This is a genomic window from Nocardia brasiliensis, from assembly GCF_011801125.1.
GTDB lineage: Bacteria > Actinomycetota > Actinomycetes > Mycobacteriales > Mycobacteriaceae > Nocardia > Nocardia brasiliensis_C.
Map to the genome: position 1 here is coordinate 6,290,390 of NZ_CP046171.1, position 23,067 is coordinate 6,313,456.

The window sequence follows — 23,067 nt, forward strand, 5'->3', positions numbered from 1 at the left end:
GCGCGCCTCAGCGAGAATGCTCGCTCATCGGCAATACAGTGCGCTGCGGTATCCGGCCCGGCATGCTCCTCACCCTCGGTGACGGGGATCGCGTCGAGCCGGACCCGATCCTGGAACGGATGGTCTAACAGCACCCCCGCTACACCACTGAGTCAGTGGCCGCGCAGCGCAGGTTGACCGAAACAGGATGCGCCCGAATCGCTTTCGCGGGCGCATACCACGGCTGGGTTTTCACGAGGACGGCGCGCTCGCCGGGTTGCGCGCCGCCGAACGGCTCGGCGCGCGCTGGCTCCCCGGCCCCGTCACGGCGGTGCGGACAGCATGACCGCGCGGATCGTGCGCACCCGCATCCGCCACGTCCGCCGCGTCCCGGTGCGCCACGAGTTCCGGTACCGCAGCTACAGCTGGCTGGTCGACCTCGACGACCTGCCGCACCTGCCCCGCTGGCTGCGGCCGTTCGCGGGGTTCCACGCCGCGGACCACCTCGGCGATCCCGAGCGCACCCTGCGCGCGAACATCGAGGACTACCTGGCCGCGCACGGGATCGACCTGCGCGGCGGCCGGATACTGATGCCGGCCGACGCGCGCGTGCTCGGCTACGTCTTCAATCCGCTCACCCTGTTCTGTGCCGGGACGACACGGGTGCCCGGTCTGTGTCGTCGCGGAGGTGCACAGCACTTACGGCCAACGGCATCGCTATCTGGTCCGTCCCGACGTGGACGGGGCGGCGCACATCGCGAAAGAGTTCTATGTGTCGCCGTTCAATCCGGTGCGCGGCGAGTATCGGATGCGCCTGCCCGAACCGGACGAACACCTGCGGGTGTCCATCACCCGCACCGACGACCGGCCGATCTTCGCCGCCTCGATGACCGGCCGTTGCCATCCGGCCACCGTCCGTACCATCCTGCGCGCCACAGTGGCAATACCCCTTGCCCCACTGCTGATCTCGATGCGTATTCGCAGGCACGGCGTGCGGCTATGGGCACGCGGCTTGCCGCTCGTCCCCCGGCCCGCCGAACACCTCGAGGAGTATTCGCGGTGAGCACACCATCAAACGTCGCGGCACTCCCGGTGGCCGCTTGGCCCGATATCGAACGGGTGCCCACCGGCACCCGCGCCGCGTTCGCCGCGACGGTGGCGGACAAACTGTTCCGCCGCGCCGTGCGCACACTGCCCCTGCTGGTCGAATACCCGGACGGGCACACCCTCGGCCGGGGCAGCGCGGACGGGCCGCGGCTGGTCCTGCACCGGCCCGGCGACTTCGCCGCGCGACTCGGGGTCGGCGGGTTGATCGGTTTCGGCGAGGCCTACATGGCCGGTGACTGGTCGGCGCCCGATCCGGCCGCGACCCTCGCGGTGTTCGCCGCGCACATCGACACCCTGGTCCCGGCGCCGCTGCGCGCCCTGCGCGGCTTCTATGTGGCGCGCCAGCCGGCCGCCGAGCGCAACAGCGAGGCCAACACCCACGCCAACATCGCCAGGCACTACGACCTGTCGAACAATCTGTTCGAGCTGTTCCTGGACGAGACCCTGACCTACTCCAGCGCGCTGTTCCCGGCCACCGCCCCGCCGCCGCGCTGGGCCGACCTCGCCGCCGCCCAGCGTGCCAAGATCGATCGCATACTCGATCGCGCCGGGGTCGGCCCCGGCACCCGGCTGCTCGAAATCGGTACCGGCTGGGGCGAATTGGCGCTGCGTGCGGCCGCTCGTGGCGCGACAGTGCGCTCGGTGACCCTCTCGACCGAGCAACGCGCGCTCGCGCTGAACCGGGTCGCGGCGGCGGGTCTGGCCGAGCGCGTCGCCGTAGATCTGCTCGATTATCGCCAGGTCCGCGGCGAATACGACGCGGTGGTGTCGGTCGAGATGATCGAGGCCGTCGGCTACGAATACCTGGAGACCTTCTTCGAGACCATCGATCGGGTGCTCGCACCGGACGGACGCGCGGTGATCCAGGCGATCACCATGCCGCACCAGCGCATGCGCGCCACCCGGCACACCTACACCTGGGTGCAGAAATACATCTTCCCCGGCGGCTTCCTGCCCTCCACCCGGCTGCTCGCCGACGTCGCCGGTCGCCGCACCACACTGGTTGTGCGCGAACAGCTCTCGATGGGCGAGCACTACGCGCACACCCTGCGGCTGTGGCAGCAGCGGTTCAACGCCCGCGCCGATCGGGTCGCCGAGCTGGGCTTCGATCCGATCTTCCGGCGGATGTGGCGGCTGTACCTGGCGCACGCGGAAGCCGGATTCCGTTGCGGCTACCTCGATGTGCACCAGATCCTGCTGACCCGCGCCGCGTCCGCGTGACGCCGGGCCCGGCGCCGCGCTCAGGTGCGGCCGAGCAGATGCCGCAGCGTGGTCCCGAGATCCGGTGTGCGGAACCGATGTCCGGCCTGTATCAGCACCTCGGGCAGCACGCGCTGACTCGCGGCGGCCAGTTCGCGTGCGCCCTGTTCACCGAGCAGCAGCGCCGGGCCGAACTCGGGCACCGGGAGCAGCGCGGGCCGATGCAGCACCGCCGCGAGCACGTGGGTGTACTCGCTGTTCCGCACCGGCTGCGGCGCAACGGCATTCACCGGACCGGACAGGGTGTCGTCCCACAGGGCACGGTGATAGATGTCCACCAGGTCGTCGATGCCGATCCAGGACAGCCACTGCTCGCCGTCGCCGACCCGGCCGCCGAGACCGGTCGCGAACAACGGCCGCAACAGGCGCAGCGTACCGCCGCGCGGGGACTGCACGATCCCGGTGCGCACGGTGACGACGCGCACCCCGCCGTCGGCCGCGCCGCGCGTTGCCGCCTCCCAGCGCTCGACCACGTCGGCGAGGAAACCGCCACCGCGCGAGGCGGATTCGGTCAGGCGCTCGTTACCGCGGTCGTAGCCGTAGTAGCCGATCGCGGACGCGCTGACGAACACGGGAACACCAGCGCGCGCCGCCAGCGCAGCCAGTCGCTCGGTCGGCCCGACGCGACTGTCGACGATCGCCTTCTTGTGCTCGTCGGTGAACCGGCCCGCGATCGACGCGCCCGCCAGGTGGATCACCGCGTCGACGCCGTCGAGTAGGTCCGGCGCGGGATCGTCGGGGCTCCAGCGCCTTTCACCTGATCGGGGCGCATGCCGAACCAGCGGCACCACGGTGTGGCCGCCGGTGGACAGGAAGGCGGTGAGCGCGGCGCCGACCAGGCCGGAGGCGCCGGTCACGGCGACGGTCTTGGCGGTGAATCCCGCGCGGGCCGCGTCGGCGTGCGCGGCCAGGTCGCCGGCCAGCTGGCGGTAGCGATAGTCGAACATCGGGCGCAGCGCGAAGGCCGGGACCGGCGACGCCACGCGGTCCACCACCCGGGTGTGCGTGTCGTCGACGACCTCGAAATCGTGGGTGTGCCGCCAACGCAGCAGCAGACCGGTCGGCCAGGAACCGATCCCGTCGACGGCGATGCGGTCGACGAAGCGCCGCGGCGGGTCGTAGCAGGCCGGGTCGTGCGCGGCCACCCAGCGCAACCCGCCCGGCAGCGCGAGCACGGCCCGGCCGTCGGCCAGCGAGGCGGCCTCGGTCAGCACCGAGGCCGGCTGCCACGGCGGCGCCAACCGGGCGAACGCGCCTGGTCGGGCATGCCATGCGAAGACCTCGGAGCGGGGTACCGCGACAACGGTCGAACACTCGATGCCCATGCCTCGACTCTAACGAGGTCCTGCCGCATTGCAACGTTCATGCATCGTTGTTCCGAGAATATCGAGAAGCACAGGACAATTGCGCCATGACCGATGCGCCCGGCCGACCCTCACTGTTCGACACCCTGCTCGACCGGACGATCGGCCCGGGCTACACCCGCCTCGGATTCCGGCTCCGCCGCCGGGCTGGGCCGACGACGATCCGCGTCCCGCTGCCATGCGCGGGCGCACCGCGGCCGTGACGGGCGCGAATTCCGGCATCGGCAAGGCGATCGCGACCCGGCGCGCCGGGCTCGGCGCGACGGTGGTGCTCGCGGTGCGCGACCGGGATCGGGGCGAGCAAGCCTGCGCGCAGATCCGTGGCGTTCACCCCAATACTCGCTGGACACTATGCACCGCAGGGTATTTCGGCACACAGCATGCATCCCGGCTGGGTGGACACACCGGGCCTCAGCGCCGCGCTGCCCGGATTCCACCGGCGCACCGGGCCGCTGCTGCGCACCCCGAACGAAGGCGCCGACACCGCGGTCACTCGGAACCGGGCGACAAAATTGGAACTTGTTCTACCATGGGTCGAGTCAACGTCGACTTCGGAGGAACTGCCATGCCGTTGGAACCCGCCGCTGCGGACCTGTTGACGGCCGTGCGTGCGTCACCGCGCGCGGTGGCCGCGCACGACAAGGCCGGATGGGTCGCGCTGTTCACCGACGACGCCGTGGTCAACGATCCGGTCGGGTCGAGCCCACACCTCGGCAGACCCGCCATCGAACAGTTCTATGACACCTTCATCGGCCCCAATCGCATTGCCTTCCTTGTCGATCGCGATATCGTGCAGCCGCCTACCGTGGTCCGCGACCTGACCATCCAGACCACGATGTCGACCGGCGCGCGAGTGTCGGTACCGATGCACCTGCGCTACCAGCTGACCGAACGGGACGGCGACTGGAAGATCGCACACCTGGCCGCGCACTGGGAGCTCGGTCCGATGATCGCGGCGCTCGTGCGCACCGGACCGCGCGGTGTCGGCGCAGGGTTGCGGCTCGGTCCGCAGCTGGTCACCAACCAGGGGATCGGCGGCGCGCTCGGCATGATGCGGGCGCTCGGCGGTGTCGGCCACGCGGGAAAGCGGACGGCAGCAAGGCTTTTCGCCGCCGCGGGCAACACCGATCTGGCCCGCGTGCGTGGCCTGCTCGGCCACTATGCCGTCGTCGAATTGCCCGCAGGGACACCGGTTTCCCTGGAGGAGTTCACCAACCGGGCACGAAACATGCGGTGGAGCAAACTGATCGCGGCCGGCCGCACCGTGAGCGCTAGCGTCCGGTTCGGCGACGCCCGCGGTGTCGCCTTCGTCGACTTCACCGCGGACGCACCGCATATCGCTTCCGTTCGCTGCTACCTCGACCAGCGGTGACGCACGGTCAGGCGCGCTGAACCGCCTGCTCCGGCTGCGCGGCAACGGGTTCGGTGGCATCGGCGCACTCGGTCCAGCCGGGCGGGCCGAAGATGTAGCCGAGCCGACCGCGCCAGGTGCGGGCACCACGGACGTCACCTACCAGGCCCGCCAGTTCGTGATAGTTCACCTTCAGCGGGTTGTCGGTGCCGATGTTCTTGGTGAGGCCGTAGCGGATGGGCTCGGACTCGGCGGCGAAACTCCCGAACAAGCGGTCCCAGATGATCAGGATGCCGCCGTAGTTCTTGTCGATGTAGGGCTGGTTCGAGCCGTGATGGATACGGTGGTGCGCAGGAGTGTTGAACAAGAACTCGATCGGCGCGGGCAGGGTCTTGATGCGCTGGGTGTGAATCGGGAACTGGTAGAGCAGGCCGATGCTCTGCAGCACGAAGATCATCCAGGCCGGGAAGCCGAGCAGCGCCGCTGGCACCCACGCCAGGCCGCGCAGCAGGGTGGCCACCGGATGCAGCCACGGCAGGCGGATCGCCGTGGACAGATTGAAGTACTCGCTGGAGTGGTGCACGCTGTGCGCGGTCCACATGATCCGCACCCGATGGTCGGCGCGGTGGGCCCAGTAGTAGCAGAAATCGGTGACCCCCAGGCCGAGTACCCAGACCCACCAGGACTTCGGCGACAGGTGCAGCGGCGTGATCGCGGCCGCGCCGACCACGGCCGAGAACGGCAGCACGTACTGCATCAGCGGCTTCACCAGGCGCCCGAGCGTGAAGGTCGCCACGTTGGACACGGTGTCGCGGCTCGAGCCGGCCTGCTCGGCGCGGTCGGGATCGTGGCGATACGCGATCCACTCCACCGCCATCAAGACTGCGAAAGCCGGTATGGCATAGCTGAGCAACTCCACCGAATTCACGACGCCACCTCGCTCGCGCTCGGCCGCACCCGACGCTCGATCATCAGATCTCCTTCATCGTCTTGCCGTCGCTGCCCGACGATACGGCCGGTGGCCTGGTAAAACATCGCGCCGGTGAGGGAGGCGAGATCCCTCCCGCGGGGGACGCGCGGCGCCCGATTCGCGGGCACAGTGGCGCAGGCACAGCCGCGACGCTGGCTACGATCGGACACTGGATCAAGACGAAGGCGGTGGCGAACTGTTGGATGTGAGCAAGTCGCTCGCCCGCCAATCGGTGATCGTCGCCGGGGCGGCCGCGCTGGTCGACGCGACGGTGCTCGGGTTCTGTGGCGTGTTCACGGTCGCGCCATGGCATACCGCCGCGGTGCTGGTCTGCCTGGCCGCCGCCGACCTGGCGCTCGCCGCGCCGCCGCGCACCGCGGGTGTGGTCGCGCTGGCCCACGTGCTGGTCCGGCTGCTGGCCACCCTGCTGCTGCTCCGCCACGGATTCGGCGCCAGTTTCGCCGATGTCGGGTTTCTGGTCGCGGGCTATCGGGCGGGCGCCTGGCTCGCCGGGCCGAAGTCGGTGCTCACCATGCTGGCGCTGTGCGCGGGCGTCGCCGCTTCGCATCTGCTCGCGCGCGGCCACGACTCCTACGATTGGCTGTTCCTGCTGGCCGGGACGGTGTCGGCGGGGTGCGTGCCGTGGCTGGTCGGCCGCTACACGGCCGCCCGCGGCGCCTACATCGCCGACCTGGAACAGCACGCCAAACTGCGGCAACAGGAGCATCGCGTCGCGTTGGAACGCGTGGTGACCGAGGAACGCGCCGCCATCGCCCGCGACCTGCACGACGTCATCTCCCACCATGTCAGCGCCATCGGAATCCACGCGGGCGCGGCGCGAATGGCGTTGGCGGGCAGTACCAATGCCGCCGCGACGCGCTCGCTGACCGCGGTCGAGTCGAGCAGCCGCGCGGCGATGGAGGACCTGCGCCGCCAGCTCGACCTGCTGCACGGCCGCGACGACGAGAGCCAGCGCCAGCCCGGGCTGGCCGATGTCGATCGGCTCGTCGAGCATGTGCGCGAGGCCGGGCTGGCCGTCGAGGTGGTGGTGCGTGGTCCCGTCGTCGCGCTGCCGGAGTCGTTGAACATCACGCTCTATCGGATCGTGCAGGAGATGCTGACCAACGCGCTGCGCCACGGCGACGGCGTGCACGCTCGGCTGGAGGTGACCTATGGGCCCAAACGGGTGAGCATCCTGGCGACCAATCCGCTGCCGCCAACGCCACCGGCCCCCGGCACCTCGGCACCCCGGGGGCTGGGCGGAATGCGCAGGCGCGCAGAACTTTTCGACGCCACGCTGCGATACGGACCGGACCAGGACGGCACGCGGTGGCGCACCGAGGTCACCGTGCCGATCGGAGGCGCATGAACACCCCGATCCGCGTGTTGATCGCCGACGACCACAGCATGTTCCGCTCCGGCCTGCGCGCCGTGGTCGACAGCCAGGACGACCTCGACTGCGTCGCCGAGGTGAGCGACGGCCGCACCGCCATCGCCGAAACCGCCCGGCTGCGACCGGATGTCGCGATCCTGGACGTCCGGATGCCCAAGCTGGACGGGCTCGCCGCGACGGAGGCCATCGTGGCGGCGGGCGGCACCCACGTCCTGGTGCTCACCACCTACGACAGCGAGGCCAACCTCTGTCGGACCCTGCAGGCGGGCGCAAGTGGGTTTCTGCTGAAAAGCCTTCCGCCGGAAGAGCTTATCGCGGCCATCCGGATCGCCGCCCGGGGCGAGGCACTGATCGATCCGTCGATGACCAAGCGCCTGATGACGCGGTTCGCGCACAGCATCGCGCCACCGCGGACCCCGCCCGAGGTGGCACAGCTGACCGCGCGCGAGCTCGAGGTACTGCTGCTGCTCGCCGACGCCCGCAGCAACGCCGAGATCGCGAGCGCGCTCGGGGTCGGCGATGAGACGGTCAAGACGCACGTCTCGCGGGTACTGGCCAAGCTCGGCGTGCGCGACCGCATTCACGCGGTCGTCTACGCCCACCAGCACGGCCTGGTCCCGCAACACCCGCGGTGACCAGCGGCGACGGCTATTCCGGCACGCCCGTCCGAGATCTGCGCGAATCGACGCACCGGACAGTACGGTTGATCAGACTGACTGGTCTTCTTCGACGGATGGAGCCGCAATGCGTTGTGTTCGTGCTCGCCTGGTCGCCACGCTCATCGGTGCGGCATTGGTCCTGCCCGGCGCCGGTGTCGCGCTCGCCCAGGACGGCGCCGACCGGGGCACCACCGCCGCGGCCACCAGAAAAGCGCTGATCGAGCAGGCGCAACAGCGCGAAGACAGCGCCCGTGCCCGCGCCCGGACCGTCCGCCCCGGTGGCACCGGGGTCGCCCCGAAGGCGAAGTCGGGGCTGCACAGCGACACCGCGACCACAACGGTCGAGGCCGCGCGCGCCGCCGCCGAGGCCGCGAAGGCCGCCTACACCGCCATCCTCGCCGCGGAGAAGGCCACCGACAGCCTGCTCGGCGTGCTCGAAGCCGAGCAGGCGGCGCGCGCGGCGGAGCGGGCCGCCGCCGCACCCGATGACGTCGAGTTGGCGCGAGCCGCCTCGGTCGCGGAAGACGCCGCGACCAAGGCGACCGAACGCCGTCGCCGCTAGGCCCGTGTCGAAGCCCGGCCCGATCCATCCGCGGAGGCGCCGGATGGGGCTGCGATACAGTGCCTAGGCGCCCGTCGGCGGCGCACCCGCCGTCGTCGTCGGATCGATGACACCGAATGCCTCGCCCTGCGGCCCCTGTAGCACGCTCATCCGGCCGAACGGGCTGTCGTCGGGCCCCATCAGCACCGTGGCCCCGAGCTCGGTCGCCTTGGCCAGGGTCGCGTCGGTGTTGTCGACCTGGAACCAGGTCAGCCAGAACGACGGCGCGTCGCCGGGGGTCTTGCTCGCGTCGTTGACCCCGCCGACCGGCGCACCCTCCGGCGTCAGTCCGAAGGTCGAGTAGACGAAGTTGCCGTCGCCGATTTCGGTGTAGTGCCAACCGAATACGGCCGCATAGAACTCCTGCGACTGCTTGTACCGATCGGTGTGCAGCTCGTTCCAGCAGTAGGCGCCGTCCTCGTTGCAGATGCCCGCACCGGTGTGCGCCTTGGCTTCCCACACCCCGAACACCGCCCCCACCGGATCGGCGGCCACGAACATCCGGCCGACATCGAGCACGTCGAACGGTGCCATCATCACCGAACCGCCTGCCGCGGTGACCTTTTCGGCGATCTCGTCGGCACTGTCGGCGGCGAAGTAGGTCGTCCACACCGATGGCATCGCCATCCCCTCCGGCTTAGGGCCTATCCCCGCCGCCGGCTTGCCGTGACGTAGCGCCATCAGATATCCACCCGCGTCCGGCGGACTCTCCATGACCTCCCAGCCGAACAGAGTGCCATAGAATTCGCGGGCGGCGGCGGTGTCGTCGACCTGGCTGTCGACCCAGCACGGCGTTCCCTGCGGCCAGTTTCCCTCGTGAGTTGGCATGTCCGTGGCCTCCTTGACCTCGGTTGCTGCGGTGTGGCCGGATCGAGCCGGCGCACGGCAAGTCAACCACCGCGCACCACGCCGGACAGCGGAATCCGCTGTTGTCCATCCGGTGTCGCGGCACAAACCACACAAAACCCTGATACGACGCGGATTAGTTGCCGCAAGGGGGGTTGATCAGGAGTATGGCGGCATGACAACTGCTTCCGATGTCGGGCGCGAGCGGCTGCGTCTCGACGAACTGCCGGTTCGTCCCATCCATCGCAAATTGGTTGTCCTGGTCGGTGCCGGGCTGTTCTTCGACCTCTACGAACTGTTCCTCGCGGGCACCATCACCGGCGTTCTGAAGCAAGAACTGCACCTGTCCACGTTCCAGCTCAGCGGCATCGTCGGCTCGGCGTTCGCCGGACAGTTCCTGGGTGCGCTGGTGCTCGGCCGGCTGTCCGACGTGTTCGGCAGACGGCGGATGTTCATGGTCAACATCGCGCTGTATTCCGGATTCACGCTGCTCGGCGCGTTCAGCCCGAACGTCGCCTTTCTGATGGCGACCCGCTTCCTGGCCGGGCTCGGCATCGGCGCGGAAATGACGGTCTCCGATACCTATCTGTCCGAAGTCGTTCCGCCGCAGGTGCGCGGCCGCATGATCGCCACGGCCTACACGATCGGCTTCTGCGCCGTGCCCACCGTCGGATTCCTCGCCAAATGGCTGGTTCCGTTGCAGCCCTTCGGCGTCGACGGCTGGCGCTGGCTGTTCGTGATCGGCGGGCTCGGCGCGGCGGTGGTGGTCGTCGCGCGGCGCAACATGCCCGAATCGCCGCGCTGGCTGGATCGGCAAGAGCGAAAAGACGGCGCGCTGCCCTTCGGCGCGATCCTGCGACCGCCGTATCGCGCGCGCACCACGCTGTTCTCCGCGGTGATGATCCTGCAGGTGTTCGGGTACTACGGCTTCGGCACCCTGGCCGTACTCGTGTTGGACCGCAAGGGATTCGAGGTCGTGACCTCGCTCAGCTACCTGGCCATCACCTATCTCGGCTATCCGCTCGGGTCACTGCTCGCGATCCCGCTGATGGAGCGATTCGAACGAAAACACCTGGTGATGGGGACCGCGACGCTGATGGCGCTGTTCGGGTTGGTCTTCGGCTTCGCCACCAGCGTGCCGCTGATCCTGCTCTCCGGCGCGCTGTTCACCGTCACCAGCAACGTCTTCTCCGACGCCATCCACGCCTACCTACCGGAGTCCTTCCCCACCGCCGTGCGCGGCACCGCCTCCGGCGCCACCTACTCGCTGTCCAAGGTCAGCACGGCACTCCTGCCTTTCTTGCTACTGCCACTGCTCGACCGCCCCGGCGGACCCGGCCTGGTCTTCTCGGTGATCACCGTGGCCCTGCTCGCGATGGTCACCCTCGTCGGCATATGGGGACCGCTGACCGGCAGGCGCGCACTCGACTAGGTTCTCGGGGTCGGCCTCGCTACGTCGACGGGCATGACCGGCGGAAATTGATGCTGCTCGTCCACAACCTGGCCGTAGCCGCGGTCGAAGTCACCACCGAAGCCGACGGCGATTGGCGCGCCCGCCTCTGGCTCCTCGTCGAGCGCGCCATCATCGCCCCCCGCACCCTCGCCGCCATCGGCTTCACCAAGGCCCCAACCGGTCCCATTTCCTGCGCCGCATCGAGAAGATGCCGCGCCTACTCCGCCTCGCCGACCAAGCCTGCGCCTGGGCCGTAGACCTCCTCGCCCAGTACATCGCGTCGTCCGCCTTCGAACCGGCGGCCCGCCCAGGCCCCAGCACAACGCGTCGTCCGCCTTGGAACTCGCGGCCCACCCAAGCCCCAGCACAACGCCTCGCCCGCCTTGGAACTCGCGGCCCACCCAAGCCCCAGCACAACGCCTCGCCCGCCTTGGAACTCGCGGCCCGCTCGGGCTCGGGCTCGGGCTCGGGCTCGGGCTCGGGCTCGGGCTCGGGCTCGGGCTCGGGCTCGGGCTCGGGCTCGGGCTCGGGCTCGGAAGAGGACACCAGGGCTCGGTGCGACGCAACCTACGCGGCTCTCTCCGCCGACGAATACCCCACCATCCACACCCTCAGCCCCCTGCTCACCACCGGCGGGCAGGCCCGCGCCACCTGGAAGCTCGGCGTCCTCATCGACGGCCTCCTGTCCCCACCCCCATAAGGCTTGCCACCCAAGCCTTTCGAAAGCCTATGGTCCTACTGGTCAGATGATCACCAGGTAATGGTGTACCAAGCCTCTCGCACGATGCCGCCAGGATTACCTGGTGATCACTTGTCCAGCACCGATACGGCGTGTCCCCCCCGGTGTGTCACGGATGAGTCGGCGGATCACCAAGGGTCGGCGAGAGTCCACCCACAACTGGACCCGCCTTCGAGCCCGACCAGCGGTCAGCGCGGTCAGCGCGGTCAGCGCGGTCAGCGCGGTCAGCGCGGTCAGCGCGGTCAGCGCGGTCAGCGCGGTCAGCGCGGTCAGCGCGGTCAGCGCGGTCAGCGCGGTCAGCGCGGTCAGCGCGGTCAGCGCGGTCAGCGCGGTCAGCGCGGTCAGCGCGGTCAGCGCGGTCAGCGCGGTCAGCACGGTCAGCGCCAAGGCCGCCACTGAGCGCGAGCTCCCGAAACAACGGCGCAGAGGGTCAGTTCAGGCGTTCGGTCAGGCGCACCGTGACCTCGTCACCGTCGGTTTTTCCGATGCGGCGGCGGATGGCTGCGGCGACGGGGAGCTTGTGGGTGCCGTCGCCTAGGGCCATGAAGGAGGAGGTGAAGGGGACGCCGTCTACGGTGCCCTTCACCTTGACCAACCCTCGGGTGCCGAAGATCGTGGCCGAGTCGGGCAGCTGTACGCAGGTCCAGGTGTCACCCGCCCGGACTTTGCCGAGGACGGCGGTGAAGGTGATGTCGATCGGTCCTGAGGTGGCGGCCATGGCAACTCCTGTCGGGGTGGGGTAACTAGTGGCTCGTCCAGGAAGGTCGGTGCGTTTATCGGCGGTCTGGGGCGTCCGCCGGCAAGGCGGAGGAGGAGCCGATACCGGGTTGCATCGGCGACGACGACAAGCGGCTAGCGGGCCGCGGGCGTCCCAGGCCGTCGAGAAACGTGCCGAAGCTCCTGGACGAGGCACTAGATGAACAGTCCGAGGACGACGCCGCTCACGACCAGTTTGAGCACCCAGTCGGTCATGTGCACCAGCGCGGTCGGGATCGGCACGTTTTCGTGAACTATGGCACCGGCGAGGATGGTCACCGGCAGTATCGCCACGATCGCGCCCAGCGCCGCCCCGGCACCGACGCCGTGTCGATCACCGAGGACGAGCAATAGCGCGAGCACCGCGGCGGCCAGCAGACCACGCAGGAGCACGAACACCAACTGCACCGGCATGCCGAGCCCCGGCCGCGGCGTGCTGGTCCGCGCTATCCGCGCCGCGACGGGCGGGGTCGCGTATAGCACTGCGCTGATGACGAACGAGACGACCGCCGCGACGACTACACCGGCTACAACCATGGTGGACTCCTTTAAATACGATGCAGTACTAATTTACGACGCGGGACTTAGTACAGTCAAGTACTAAAGTGGAGGACATGAGCTCTGCGGGTGTACGTCGCGGTCGGCCGCCCGGGAAGACCGGCGCCGAGTTACTTGCCGTGGCAAGGTCGGTGTTCCTGGAACGCGGCTTCGCGGGGTCCACGATGGACGAGATCGCCACGCGGGCAGGGATTTCCAAGACCTCGCTCTATCGCGAACACCCGTCGAAGGCGGGCCTGTTCGCGGCGGTAGTCGAGCACTGGGCAGGAGCGGGCCGCGATGCGATGCGCCCCGCCCTCGCCGGCCTCGAGCACACCGAGGACGTCCGCGCGGGATTGCGCGACTGGGCGCGCGCCCTTCGAGCCGGCGTGCTGGCCCCGCCCGTGGTGGAGATGCGCCGACTGGTCACCGCAGAGGCGGGCCGCCATCCCGAGGTCGGAGCGACCTATCTGCGACACAGCTGGATCCGGAACATCGGCAGCCTCGCCACCGCCCTTCAGCGACTCGACCAACGCGGCCTGCTGCGGATCCCGGACCCAGAGGTCGCCGCGGAACAACTCACCTGGCTGGTCGTCGGCGCGCCACTGAACAGCCGAATGCTCGATGCGACGGCGACGGCACCCGACACGGTCGACGCGGCGATCGACCTTTTCCTCGCCGCCTACGGCAGGGATTGACCCCGTTTCGAGCATTTCCGATCAACGCGGCTCGGCCTGCGCCAGATGGTCGAACTCCGCGGCGGGAATCGACCGCCTGACCGTAGTTCGGCGGTACGGCCCGTCGGTAATTTCGTTGCTGCCGCACAAGGCGGGTCGAATCAACGAAACGCGGAGTGGTCATGGACACCGACATTCTCAAACCTTCGACAGTGCGCCCATTGGAAGTCAGCGAGGCGCAATATGCCGCAGCGGGATATTGCGTGGGATATTCCACTCACGTGCGCGGGCCGCTCGAACTCGGCGCGCTGACCGAAGCGTTCGGCGCCCTGCGCCGGAATTACCCGATACTCTCCTGCCGAATTGCCGAGAATACATTCGGCTCCCCCGCCTTCGTCCACCTGGACGAGCCTCCTTTCGTCTATGTCGGCGAGCCGGGCGGATTCGGCCAGAATTCGATCGGCATCGACGACAGAACCGCCGGAGTCCGGATCCAGTACGAAGACACCGGCACCGCCTGGGTGACGCTGGTGCTCCACCATTCGGCGGCCGACGCCAGCCACGCGTTATGGCTGCTGACCGAATTGTGGCGGTATTACACCGATACGGTCGAAGGCCGACCGATCGCGCCGCGGCAGCGCCGCTTTCCCGAGTCCGCGGAGGCAACCTTGCTCGCGCACGGGATCGCGGCACCCGCGAGCACCGCCGACCGGCCGGCGCCGGACATCGACCCGGGCCGGCCCGACACCGCGTTCGAGCTCACCGCGGTCCCGATCATCCGGTTGACACCGGAGCACACGGCACGGCTCGGCCAGCGGCCTGGAGTGACCGTGAACGCGCTGGTCTCGGCCGCCCTGCTGAAAGCGGTGGCCGAAGCCGACGAGATCGAGCTGGCCCAGGTGCGCTACATATATCCCGTCAACCTGCGGACCAGGGTGGATCCGCGGGTGCGGGCCACCGACGTGACGAACTTTCTGGCCATGGAAACCTTCGCCGCCGCGACGTCCACCGAAACCGAAGCACTGGCCCGGCTGTTGACCGACGCACTCGCCGCGGATCTGGCCGACGGCAGTCTGCCGGGCTACTACCTGAACGATCCGGAACTCCTCGCCACTCGGCACGCCGAACATTCCGACCTGCCCGGCACGATCATGGCCGCCAATTGGGGTGTCATTCCGGAGTTTCCGACGCCGGCCTCGGTGCGCATCGACGATTTCCAGCCGATTCCGCAGCAGCACAGCACGATCGGGAAATCGGTGCTGGCGCCCCCGCGCCCGCGCTACACCTGCTTTATCTACAGCTTCCGAGAAATGCTCACGATCTGGGGAATGGCGCCACTCGGCGCCAACGCGAACACCTTTCACACGCGGCTGCGCGAGCTGCTCGACGAACTCGTCGGCGGGTCTCGATAGCAATCCGGTGCACCTGCGATCGAATCACAAACAGAGGAGTTGACCATGCGCACATACCCATCGACCGGCCTCCTGGTGCGCCCGCTCGATCCGATCGAGGCGATGTTCGCCGCAACGGGGCTCCACGTCGGACACACCGTGCGAGTACGCGGGCAACTGAACGCGGCGGCTTTGGCCGAGGCATTCGATCTACTGCGCCGGAAGTATCCGATGCTGTCGTGCCGGATCGTGCTCGACCGGACCGATCGGGTGGTCTTCGAGGCGGCCGACGAGCTGCCCGCCCTGTTCAGCTGGACGGAAAAGGCCGGCACCCGGCTGCCCGATCTGACGGATCGGGTCGCGGCGATTCACGTCGCGCGCGTGGATACCGAGACGTCGCTGGTCACCCTGCTGCTGCACCACGCGGCGGCCGACGGGCGGCACGGGCTACAGCTGATGACGGAGCTGTGGGCGATGTACACGGCCGTGGTCGAGGGCCGCGCGGTCCACCCGGACCGCCAGGACTATCCGCGATCGGTCACCCAGTTGCTCGACGAACGCGGCCTCCTCCCGCAGGACAGCGCGCTGCCGGACTTTGCCCCCGCGGCCGGCGCCGCGCCGTCCGCGCGCAGCATCGGCCGCGCCCGGCTGACCACCGAACAGACGAATTCCCTTGTCTTGACCGGACATCTGGCGCACACCACGATCAATGGACTGGTGTCGGCGGCGTTACTACAGGCGACCGCGGAGTTCGCCGGCGTCGAATTGCCCGAGGTGCTCTACGCCTACCCCGTCGATCTGCGCACTCGGCTGACGCCGCCGGTCGGTCGCACCGAAGGCACCAATGTGCTCGGCGCGACGACGTTCACCGCCCACCCCGGCACCCCGAACAGCACTTTCGCACTCGCACGCGCGGTCAACGCCCAACTGGACCGAGCGATCACCAGCGGCGACCTGTATCGCGCGGTCCCGCGGCACTTCGATCCGACCGACCCCGCGGGACTCGGACTCTTCTCGGGACCGACCTCGTCCATGTCGACGAACTGGGGCGTCATCCCGTCCCTCGCAATGCCCGACGACCTCACCGTCACCGACTTCATCCCGAGCATCAACACCGGCAGCCGCCACCCCGCCAACACCCTGGCCGTGGACCTGCCCTACTACTCCTGCATCGTCACCACCTTCCAAGGCCAACTCACCCTGGACCTGATCACCGGTACCGACGCCAACACCTACGCCCACCGAGTCGCGCACCTCCTCACCCTGGCCACCGCCTGACCGAGCCACCCTGCGACCAGTCCCACGGCACCGACCGCCCAACAACTTTCGATGGCAGGGGCAGGCCGGCCGATGCAGCGCTCTCGGCAACCCCGGGGCCGTGCCGGGAGAACCGCGGCAACGAGAGTGACTCCGCCATCACCGATACCGTCGAGCGACACTCCGAGCTCGGCCGATGCTGTCGGACTAAAGCAAGAATGGCCCGGAACCATCTGGTTCCGGGCCATTCTCGTAGTAGCGGGGACAGGATTTGAACCTGCGACCTCTGGGTTATGAGCCCAGCGAGCTACCGAGCTGCTCCACCCCGCGTCGGTAAACACCACATTACACACGAGTGCGAGTGGACGCCAAATCGCCTGGTCAGGTCCACAAAAGTGGGCGACGCGGGGTGCGTGCGACCCGACCCGAAGCCACCCCGCGGAATCCCGGGAACGGCCGAGGCAGCCGGTTCGGCGGCGCGCCAAGCCATTCGAGGCGGTTTTACGTGGCGTGAACCACTATTAAACAGTGATCTCGGGCACATAACGTTGCCATAACCAACCGTTCGGAATCCGCGTTGGCGGCGTTTACGAGCTGCATAAACGACGATATTCGGGTTATTCGCTTCATGCAATTCGCGTGTTATCAAGATGTGATCTGCCGAGATTTCTTCGTTACCGTGCGTTCACGGCCCGGATCATCCGTGAAGGGCTCGAACTCGAACCGACGAATACCGGCGACCCTGCCCCACGGTTCGAGGATCCCCGACGACCTGGGGGCAGGGACCCGGCAGCTGGATCGCCGGGCTCGGTAGGCGCAGGGAGGGAAAACACACATGACTGAGAACCGGAAGTTCAACGCTCGCGCCCTCGGCCTCGCCGCCGTCACCGGCGCACTTGTTGCCGTCCCGTTCGCACTCTCCACCGCGACCGCGTCCGCCGCACCGACCCACGACTGGGATGGTGTCGCGCAGTGCGAGAGCGGTGGCAACTGGGGGATCGCCACCGGAAACGGCTACTACGGTGGCCTGCAGTTCTCGCCGAGCACGTGGGCGGCCAACGGCGGCCAGGGTTCGGCGCACACCGCGAGCAAGGAAGAGCAGATCCGCGTCGCGGAGAACGTGCTCGCCACCCAGGGCATCGGCGCCTGGCCGGTGTGCGGCCAGTACCTGCGTCCGGGTACCTCCGAGCCGGAGCCCGAGGCCGTGGTCGAGCCGGAGCCGGCCCCCGCCGCGCCCGCCCAGCCCGCCCCCGACACCACCAAGGCTTACGTCGAGCAGGCCAAGGCCGCAGGCGGCAAGCTGGCCGAGCAGTACGGCCTGCAGGATCAGTACCGGCAGCTGCTGGAGCAGACCAACCCGCTGATCGAGACGATCGCCGGTAGCTGAACATAATCAGCGCACAACGAAAGCGGCGCTGCTATCCGTTCGGATAGCAGCGCCGCTTTTCTGTTCCGGCGTGGCTCAGGCGGGACTAACGCCCGGCGTCCTGGTACGCCTTCGCGGCCGCGTCCAGTTCGTCCAGCGCCTTGCCGAAGTCCTGGAAGTTGCCCGTGCGCATGGCGTTTCGCACGTTCTCGATCTTGCGGTTCAGCTCGGCGGCCGCGGCGTCCTTCGCCGCCGACGAGCCGGTGGGCGGGGTGACGCCACCGGGCGGCGGAGGCGGCGGGGTGCCGGTGTTGTTGCCCGGCGGCGGCGTTGTGCCCTCGACCGGCGGTGCGGTGCCGGGTTTCGGCCTGGTCGCCGGGTCACCGCCGAACGGCGTGGCCAGCGCACCCGCGCCGGGCAGCACCTGGTTCAACGCCTCGGCCAGGGTGGAGGCGTACCCGACCTTCACGCTGCCCGCCTCGTCGCGGTAGCTGACCAGCACGCGCAGCAACTGCGGGAAGGTCGAGGTGTTCGGCCCGGTATTGCGTTCGTTGTAGAACGGCTCCACGTACAGGATGCCGCCGTCGGCGATCGGCAGGGTCAGCAGGTTGCCGTACTTGATCTTGTTCGAGTTCGACAACAGGGTCCGCTCGCGCGAGACCTCGGGTGCGGTCGTCATCGTGTTCTGCGTCTGCTGCGGACCCTGGGTCTGGGTGTCGGTGGGCAACCGCCGAATTGTGAACTTGCCGTAGCCATCCGGATCCGAGCGCACCGAGATGTAGGCGGACAGGAACTGCCGGTTGTAGCCCACCATGGCACTGGTCAGGTTGAACGTCGGCTTGTTCGTCTGCGGATCACCGAGCAGCACGTAGTACGGCGGCTGGTTGAACGTGCCGCCGCCCTCGATCGTCGGATCGCTCGGCACCGACCAGAATGCGTTGTTGGTGAAGAACTCTCGCGGGTCGTCCACGTGATACTTGGTCAGCATCTCGCGCTGCACCTTGAAGAAATCCTCCGGGTAACGGAAATGCGCCCGCAATTCCGGAGAGATATCGCTCATCGGTTTCACCGCGTCGGGAAACACCCCGCGCCACGCCTTGAGCACCGGATCGCTCGGATCGGTCTCGTACAGCGTCACGGTGCCGTCATAGGCGTCGACGGTGGCCTTGACCGAGTTGCGGATGTAGCTGACTTCCTTGCGCGGCAACAACCTTCCGGTCTTCTTGTCCACGCTGTCCTCGATGCCGTCCAGCGACGTCTTCTGCGCGTACGGGTAGTTGTCGAGCGTGGTGTAGGCGTCGACGATCCACTGGATCCGGCCGTTGACGACCGCAGGGTAGGCGTTGCCGTCGGTGGTCAGCCACGGCGCCACCTTCTGCACCCGATCGCGCGGCGCGCGGTTGAAGATGATCTTCGACTCCGGGCCGATGGCCGAGGAGAACAGGATGTTGCGCTCGGCGTACTTGGCGGCGAAGGCAAGCCGGTTGAACCAGTTGCCGATCGGCACGCCGCCCTTGCCGTCATAGGTGAACTGCGCTGCGTCCGAATCGTATTCGCGCGGACGCTGCCCCTCCGACGCACCGACGATCGCGTAGTCCGGGTTGGCCTGCGAAATGACCTCACCGAAGTAGATGCGCGGCTGGTCGACCTTGATCCGCTGCTTGTCCGACGGCGTGAACAGGTCGCTGACCATGAAGATCGGGTAGCCGCTGTCGCTGCTGCCGCCGGTCGCGTTCGGGTCCTCGGACTGCGGCTTGTTGACCCGGTTGGCCGGCGCCGCGACGAAACCGTTGCCGTGGGTGTAGACGGTGTGCTGGTTGATCCAGTCCTTCTGGTTACCGGACAGCGCCGCGGGCGACAGCTCGCGCGCCGCGACGATGTAATCCTGCACATCGCCGTCGAGGTTGTAGCGGTCGATATCGAGCGCCTCGGGGAACCCGTAGAAGTTCTTCAGCTGTCGCAGCTGAGTGAACGTGGGCGAGAGGATATTCGGGTCGAGCAGCCGGGCGTTGCCGATCGTCGCCGCGTCCACCGCCACGTTGACCGGGTTCTTGTTGCTCTCGCCCTTGTAGTCCTGGTACTCGATCTTGTCGTCGGTGATACCGAACGCCTGCCGCGTCGCCGCGATATTGCGCTCGATGTACTCGCTTTCCTTGTCCGCGGCATTCGGGCGCACCGAGAACTGCTCGACGACCAGCGGCCACACCGCGCCGACCAGAATCGAAGACAACACCAGCAGCGCCGCCGCCATCGCGGGCACCCGCAGATCACGCAGCACGATGCCGGCGAAGAACGCGATCGCGCAGATCACCGCGATGGACAGCAGAATCAGCTTGGCGGGCAACACCGCATTGATATCGGTGAACGAACCACCGGTGAAGGTGGGCTCCTTGCGGCTGCTCATCAACAACTCGTACCGGTCGAACCAGTACGCGATCGCCTTCAACAGCACGAAAAGCCCGGCGATCACCGCGAGTTGGATGCGCGCGGCGCGCGTGAGCGTGCCCTCCCGGCCGGTGAGCCGCAAACCGCCGAACACGTAGTGCGTCACCAGGCTCGCGAAGAACGCGATGACCACCGCGACGAACAGCCAGTTCAACACCATCCGGTAGAACGGCAGATCGAAAGCGTAGAAACCCACATCCAAATGGAACTGCGGATCCTGCTGACCGAACGAGCTGCTGTTCAAGAACAACTGCACCGTCACCCAATTCGACTGTGCCACCAGACCCGACAACAACCCGAGCAGCACCGGGATCCCGACACCGAACAACCGCAGCCTGCTCATCACCGTGGTGCGATACCGCGCGATCGGATCGTTCGGCCCGGCCACCGGCACGAACACCGGCCGCGACCGATAGGCGAGCAGCAACGCCAGCCACACCACCACACCGACGAAGAGCGCGACCACGAGGAACAACAAGAACCGGGTCCACAGCACGGTGAGATAGACGCTGCGGAAGCCGACCTCGCCGAACCACAACCAATTGGTATAGGTGTCGGTGAGTCGAGGACCGAGCAGCAGCAACGCCGCGAGGACGATCGCCGCCAACAGCAGAACTCGGCTGCGTCGAGAAAGCGAAGGTAAGCCGGTGGGGGGCCGCATGCCCACGATGCCACTCTCCAAGGTCCGGCGGCGCACGCACCGAGAAGCCCCGACAGCGCGCCGCAGTCCGATGTTTCGGGTGGTCCTTCCGGACCGTCGCGCCCCACTCTACGGAATCGGACAGTAATTTGGCCGCGCGGGCGCGGCATGGTTCGCGGCCCCTGGTGTCTCGTGGCTCAGCGGTCGAGACTCGCGCCTGCGGCGCATGCGCTTCGACCGCTGAGCCACGAGACGGCCGCGAACCGAGTCGCTCGTAAGACTCGCGCCGTGGTCGCGGGGTTTGCGGGGAAGCGAGCGTTTCAGTTCGCGGGTTGGTTGGTTTGGGTCCGGACCGTCGAGACTCGCACGTGCGGCGCCTGCGGCGCATGCGCTTCGACCGCTGAGCCACGAGACGGCCGGGAACCGGATCGCACGGAAGACTCGCTCCGTGGCGGGCACCGGTGGGTCTGGTTGGGGCCGCGACGTCTTCGAGGTGGCGAGTCCTGCTCGCCGGCTCGGTGGAATCGCGCTGAGGTGGGTTTGCTGTGTGGGGTTGTTGAGCGTTTGATTGGATGTGCAGCGTGACCCCCGCAGATCTGCATGCCGAACTCGTCCTCGCCCGTTCTGTCCGGGAGGTGGCCGAGTTCGTCGACGGCGAAGGGTGGGGCAGACCGCCGCAGATGTTCGCGCTGGTGCCGACGGCGGACCTGGTGGCGGCGCAGCCGGAGCTGCTGGATCAGCTGGACGAGGGGGCGGAGCTGACTCCCGTTGCGCAGGAGTCGTTCCCGGACGACATCACCGGCGGCTCGATGGCGCTGGACGAATTCCTCGCGACAACCAGCTGGCCGCCCGCGGTGCGCGGGTGCGTGCTCGTGCAGGAGATCGTGGTGTTGCCGCCGGACGCGGAATCGACCCTGGACGCGGCGTTGGTGCCGCTGCTGGCCGACCACGACGCGGCAGATGCCGCCGCGCGCGCCGCGGCCGAAGCCCATCCCGATCGCCGCGAGGCGCGCCTGTTCGCCGCGGTGCTGCGCGAGGGCGCGTCACTGTGCCTGCTGCAGGTGCGCCCCGAGGACGACGCCGACGAATTCGCCGACATGGACCTGCGCACCTACCCCAACCTGGCGCCCAATCTGATCGAGGCCTTGCTCGCCACGCTGGAGTGAGCGGCCTCAGCCGCAGCCGACGGTCTCCTTGCCCGCGTTGATCTCGTTGAGCGATTGCACGGCGCCGGTGAGGTTTTCGACCCTCACCAGCCGCAGCCCCGCAGGGGTGCGCTGCCTGGCCTCGTTGCAGTTGGCCGCGGGCACGAGGAACGTCTCGGCGCCTGCCTCGCGGGCGGCCATCATCTTGTACTGGATGCCGCCGATCGGCCCGACCTTGCCGTCGTTGTCGATGGTGCCGGTGCCCGCGACGAACTTGCCGCCGTCGAGCTCGCCCGGGGTGAGCTTGTCGATCAGCGCGAGGCTGAACATCAGCCCCGCCGACGGGCCACCGATATCGGCGAGGTTGAAATCGACCTGCAGCGGCGGACGGGCGCCCTCCCCCGGCGTCACGCCGAGGTAGCCCTTCGCCTTGTCGTCCGGGCGCTCGCCGAGGGTCACCTGGATCGTCTGCTCGGCGCTCTCCCGGCGCACCTGCACGGTCAGCTGATCGCCGGGCTTCTGCGCCCCGACCGCGCTCACCACGTCCTTCGGCGTCGCGATCGGCGCGCCGTTGATGCTGATGATCTCGTCGCCTTCCTTCAGCAGATCCTTGGCCGGTCCGTCCTCGGACACCTTGCGCAGCAGCACCACGGTCGGCATGTTCAGAAAGCGCAGCGCGGCGATCTCGGCGTTGCCCTCGGAATCCTTGAAGTCCTGCTTGTTGGACTCGTCGATCTGCTCGCGCGAGACTCCGGGCGGGTAGACCTCGGCGCGCGGCACCAGGCCGTGCTTGCCGCTGGCCCAGAAGCTGAACGCCTCGAAGATGCTCAGCCCGTCGCGCACGGCGACAGTGGTCATATTGAGATGGCCCGTGGTCGGGTCCACCTCGGTGCCGCGCACCGCGACCACCTCCTTGCCATCGACCTCGCCGAGGGTGTTGAAGGTGGGACCGGGACCGAGTGCGACGAACGGCACAGTGAGCACCGTGCCGAGCGCGCCGAGCACCAGCACCGGGATCAGAGCGGCCACCAGGGTGAGGATCCGACGATTCACCTGGACCACAGTAATGATCGCCGCGCGCCCCGGATGCCGCAGGCGTACATTCCCGGCCGACGCGCCTGCTCGATTTCG

The 23,067-nt window shown here is 68.3% G+C and carries 22 protein-coding genes, 1 tRNA gene and 3 pseudogenes; 17 read left to right on the top strand and 9 right to left on the bottom strand.

The window, feature by feature from the left end:
• Window positions 1–65 precede the first annotated feature (65 nt).
• The 4 genes and pseudogenes from F5X71_RS37235 to F5X71_RS28560 form a co-directional block, all read left to right on the top strand.
• Window positions 66–325 (top strand): annotated as a pseudogene (locus F5X71_RS37235) (amine oxidase); the annotation flags it as partial.
• A pseudogene (locus F5X71_RS37630) lies at window positions 322–567 on the top strand (DUF1365 family protein); the annotation flags it as partial. The pseudogenes F5X71_RS37235 and F5X71_RS37630, both read left to right, overlap by 4 nt.
• Window positions 568–667: 100 nt before the next feature.
• Complete coding sequence (locus tag F5X71_RS37635; RefSeq protein WP_342803777.1) at window positions 668–1,042, top strand: DUF1365 family protein; 375 nt, start codon at window positions 668–670, stop codon at window positions 1,040–1,042.
• Complete coding sequence (locus F5X71_RS28560) at window positions 979–2,307, top strand: class I SAM-dependent methyltransferase (RefSeq protein WP_428981505.1); 1,329 nt, start codon at window positions 979–981, stop codon at window positions 2,305–2,307. Before F5X71_RS37635 ends, F5X71_RS28560 begins: the two co-directional genes overlap by 64 nt.
• A 20-nt stretch (window positions 2,308–2,327) precedes the next feature.
• Here the strand turns inward: F5X71_RS28560 and F5X71_RS28565 are convergent, their stop codons facing one another.
• Entirely contained in the window at window positions 2,328–3,671 is a 1,344-nt protein-coding gene (locus tag F5X71_RS28565) for a TIGR01777 family oxidoreductase (protein ID WP_167464790.1), read from the bottom strand.
• A gap of 86 nt (window positions 3,672–3,757) precedes the next feature.
• Between F5X71_RS28565 and F5X71_RS37240 the strand changes: the two genes are divergently transcribed.
• The 3 genes and pseudogenes from F5X71_RS37240 to F5X71_RS28575 all read left to right on the top strand — a co-directional run bounded on the left by F5X71_RS37240 (window position 3,758) and on the right by F5X71_RS28575 (window position 5,082).
• A complete protein-coding gene (locus F5X71_RS37240) occupies window positions 3,758–3,913 on the top strand; it encodes a hypothetical protein (RefSeq protein ID WP_174817153.1) in 156 nt (51 codons plus the stop codon).
• Window positions 3,889–3,978 (top strand): annotated as a pseudogene (locus F5X71_RS37245) (2-deoxy-D-gluconate 3-dehydrogenase); the annotation flags it as partial. The gene F5X71_RS37240 and the pseudogene F5X71_RS37245, both read left to right, overlap by 25 nt.
• Before the next feature lie 297 nt (window positions 3,979–4,275).
• Window positions 4,276–5,082 (top strand): nuclear transport factor 2 family protein, encoded by an 807-nt coding sequence (locus tag F5X71_RS28575; RefSeq protein WP_167466814.1) that lies wholly within the window; start codon window positions 4,276–4,278, stop codon window positions 5,080–5,082.
• A 7-nt stretch (window positions 5,083–5,089) separates the two neighbouring features.
• Here the strand turns inward: F5X71_RS28575 and F5X71_RS28580 are convergent, their stop codons facing one another.
• The gene (locus tag F5X71_RS28580; protein WP_342803748.1) at window positions 5,090–5,989 is read right to left on the bottom strand and encodes a sterol desaturase family protein; all 900 of its coding nucleotides are present in this window, start codon (window positions 5,987–5,989) and stop codon (window positions 5,090–5,092) included.
• A 247-nt stretch (window positions 5,990–6,236) separates the two neighbouring features.
• Here F5X71_RS28580 and F5X71_RS28585 point away from each other — a divergent pair, with 247 nt between their 5' ends.
• From F5X71_RS28585 to F5X71_RS28595, 3 genes are all read left to right on the top strand, one after another.
• Window positions 6,237–7,400 (top strand): sensor histidine kinase, encoded by a 1,164-nt coding sequence (locus F5X71_RS28585; RefSeq protein WP_238816050.1) that lies wholly within the window; start codon window positions 6,237–6,239, stop codon window positions 7,398–7,400.
• On the top strand, window positions 7,397–8,059 hold the full coding sequence (locus F5X71_RS28590) for a response regulator (RefSeq protein WP_167464791.1): 663 nt from the start codon (window positions 7,397–7,399) through the stop codon (window positions 8,057–8,059). Before F5X71_RS28585 ends, F5X71_RS28590 begins: the two co-directional genes overlap by 4 nt.
• 109 nt (window positions 8,060–8,168) lie before the next feature.
• Window positions 8,169–8,645 (top strand): hypothetical protein, encoded by a 477-nt coding sequence (locus F5X71_RS28595; RefSeq protein ID WP_167464792.1) that lies wholly within the window; start codon window positions 8,169–8,171, stop codon window positions 8,643–8,645.
• A 63-nt stretch (window positions 8,646–8,708) separates the two neighbouring features.
• Here the strand turns inward: F5X71_RS28595 and F5X71_RS28600 are convergent, their stop codons facing one another.
• The gene (locus tag F5X71_RS28600) at window positions 8,709–9,512 is read right to left on the bottom strand and encodes a VOC family protein (protein WP_167464793.1); all 804 of its coding nucleotides are present in this window, start codon (window positions 9,510–9,512) and stop codon (window positions 8,709–8,711) included.
• Window positions 9,513–9,705: 193 nt separating this feature from the next.
• Between F5X71_RS28600 and F5X71_RS28605 the strand changes: the two genes are divergently transcribed.
• Together F5X71_RS28605 and F5X71_RS28610 are read left to right on the top strand one after the other, a co-directional pair.
• Window positions 9,706–10,962: an MFS transporter gene (locus F5X71_RS28605; RefSeq protein WP_167464794.1), complete on the top strand. Its 1,257-nt coding sequence runs from the start codon at window positions 9,706–9,708 to the stop codon at window positions 10,960–10,962.
• A gap of 50 nt (window positions 10,963–11,012) precedes the next feature.
• On the top strand, window positions 11,013–11,240 hold the full coding sequence (locus tag F5X71_RS28610) for a hypothetical protein (protein WP_167464795.1): 228 nt from the start codon (window positions 11,013–11,015) through the stop codon (window positions 11,238–11,240).
• Window positions 11,241–11,779: 539 nt separating this feature from the next.
• On the opposite strand, the gene F5X71_RS37250 is transcribed toward F5X71_RS28610, so the two are convergent.
• The 3 genes from F5X71_RS37250 to F5X71_RS28630 all read right to left on the bottom strand — a co-directional run bounded on the left by F5X71_RS37250 (window position 11,780) and on the right by F5X71_RS28630 (window position 13,015).
• Window positions 11,780–12,118, bottom strand: a complete 339-nt coding sequence (locus tag F5X71_RS37250; protein WP_238815525.1) for a hypothetical protein — start codon at window positions 12,116–12,118, stop codon at window positions 11,780–11,782.
• A 34-nt stretch (window positions 12,119–12,152) separates the two neighbouring features.
• Entirely contained in the window at window positions 12,153–12,440 is a 288-nt protein-coding gene (locus F5X71_RS28625) for a DUF1905 domain-containing protein (protein ID WP_167464797.1), read from the bottom strand.
• 194 nt (window positions 12,441–12,634) lie between these two features.
• Window positions 12,635–13,015, bottom strand: coding sequence for a DUF1761 family protein (locus tag F5X71_RS28630; RefSeq protein WP_167464798.1), 381 nt, complete (start codon window positions 13,013–13,015; stop codon window positions 12,635–12,637).
• A gap of 77 nt (window positions 13,016–13,092) precedes the next feature.
• Here F5X71_RS28630 and F5X71_RS28635 point away from each other — a divergent pair, with 77 nt between their 5' ends.
• The 3 genes from F5X71_RS28635 (at window position 13,093) to F5X71_RS28645 (ending at window position 16,361) form a co-directional block, all read left to right on the top strand.
• Window positions 13,093–13,713 (top strand): TetR/AcrR family transcriptional regulator, encoded by a 621-nt coding sequence (locus F5X71_RS28635; protein WP_167464799.1) that lies wholly within the window; start codon window positions 13,093–13,095, stop codon window positions 13,711–13,713.
• A 242-nt stretch (window positions 13,714–13,955) separates the two neighbouring features.
• Window positions 13,956–15,104: a phthiocerol/phthiodiolone dimycocerosyl transferase family protein gene (locus F5X71_RS28640; protein WP_167464800.1), complete on the top strand. Its 1,149-nt coding sequence runs from the start codon at window positions 13,956–13,958 to the stop codon at window positions 15,102–15,104.
• 45 nt (window positions 15,105–15,149) lie between these two features.
• On the top strand, window positions 15,150–16,361 hold the full coding sequence (locus tag F5X71_RS28645; RefSeq protein ID WP_167464801.1) for a phthiocerol/phthiodiolone dimycocerosyl transferase family protein: 1,212 nt from the start codon (window positions 15,150–15,152) through the stop codon (window positions 16,359–16,361).
• Between the two features lie 235 nt (window positions 16,362–16,596).
• Here the strand turns inward: F5X71_RS28645 and F5X71_RS28650 are convergent.
• Window positions 16,597–16,670: transfer RNA gene (locus F5X71_RS28650), tRNA-Met, on the bottom strand.
• Between the two features lie 505 nt (window positions 16,671–17,175).
• Between F5X71_RS28650 and F5X71_RS28655 the strand changes: the two genes are divergently transcribed.
• The gene (locus F5X71_RS28655; RefSeq protein ID WP_167464802.1) at window positions 17,176–17,727 is read left to right on the top strand and encodes a transglycosylase family protein; all 552 of its coding nucleotides are present in this window, start codon (window positions 17,176–17,178) and stop codon (window positions 17,725–17,727) included.
• A gap of 85 nt (window positions 17,728–17,812) precedes the next feature.
• Here the strand turns inward: F5X71_RS28655 and F5X71_RS28660 are convergent, their stop codons facing one another.
• Window positions 17,813–20,818 carry a UPF0182 family protein gene (locus F5X71_RS28660; RefSeq protein ID WP_167464803.1) on the bottom strand — a complete coding sequence of 1,002 codons (3,006 nt, stop codon included), beginning with the start codon at window positions 20,816–20,818 and terminating at the stop codon, window positions 17,813–17,815.
• A 545-nt stretch (window positions 20,819–21,363) separates the two neighbouring features.
• On the opposite strand from F5X71_RS28660, the gene F5X71_RS28665 reads away from it, so the two are divergent.
• Window positions 21,364–21,957, top strand: a complete 594-nt coding sequence (locus F5X71_RS28665) for a PPA1309 family protein (protein ID WP_167464804.1) — start codon at window positions 21,364–21,366, stop codon at window positions 21,955–21,957.
• A 6-nt stretch (window positions 21,958–21,963) separates the two neighbouring features.
• Here the strand turns inward: F5X71_RS28665 and F5X71_RS28670 are convergent, their stop codons facing one another.
• Window positions 21,964–22,989, bottom strand: coding sequence for a YlbL family protein (locus tag F5X71_RS28670; RefSeq protein WP_194250739.1), 1,026 nt, complete (start codon window positions 22,987–22,989; stop codon window positions 21,964–21,966).
• Between the last annotated feature and the right edge of the window lie 78 nt (window positions 22,990–23,067).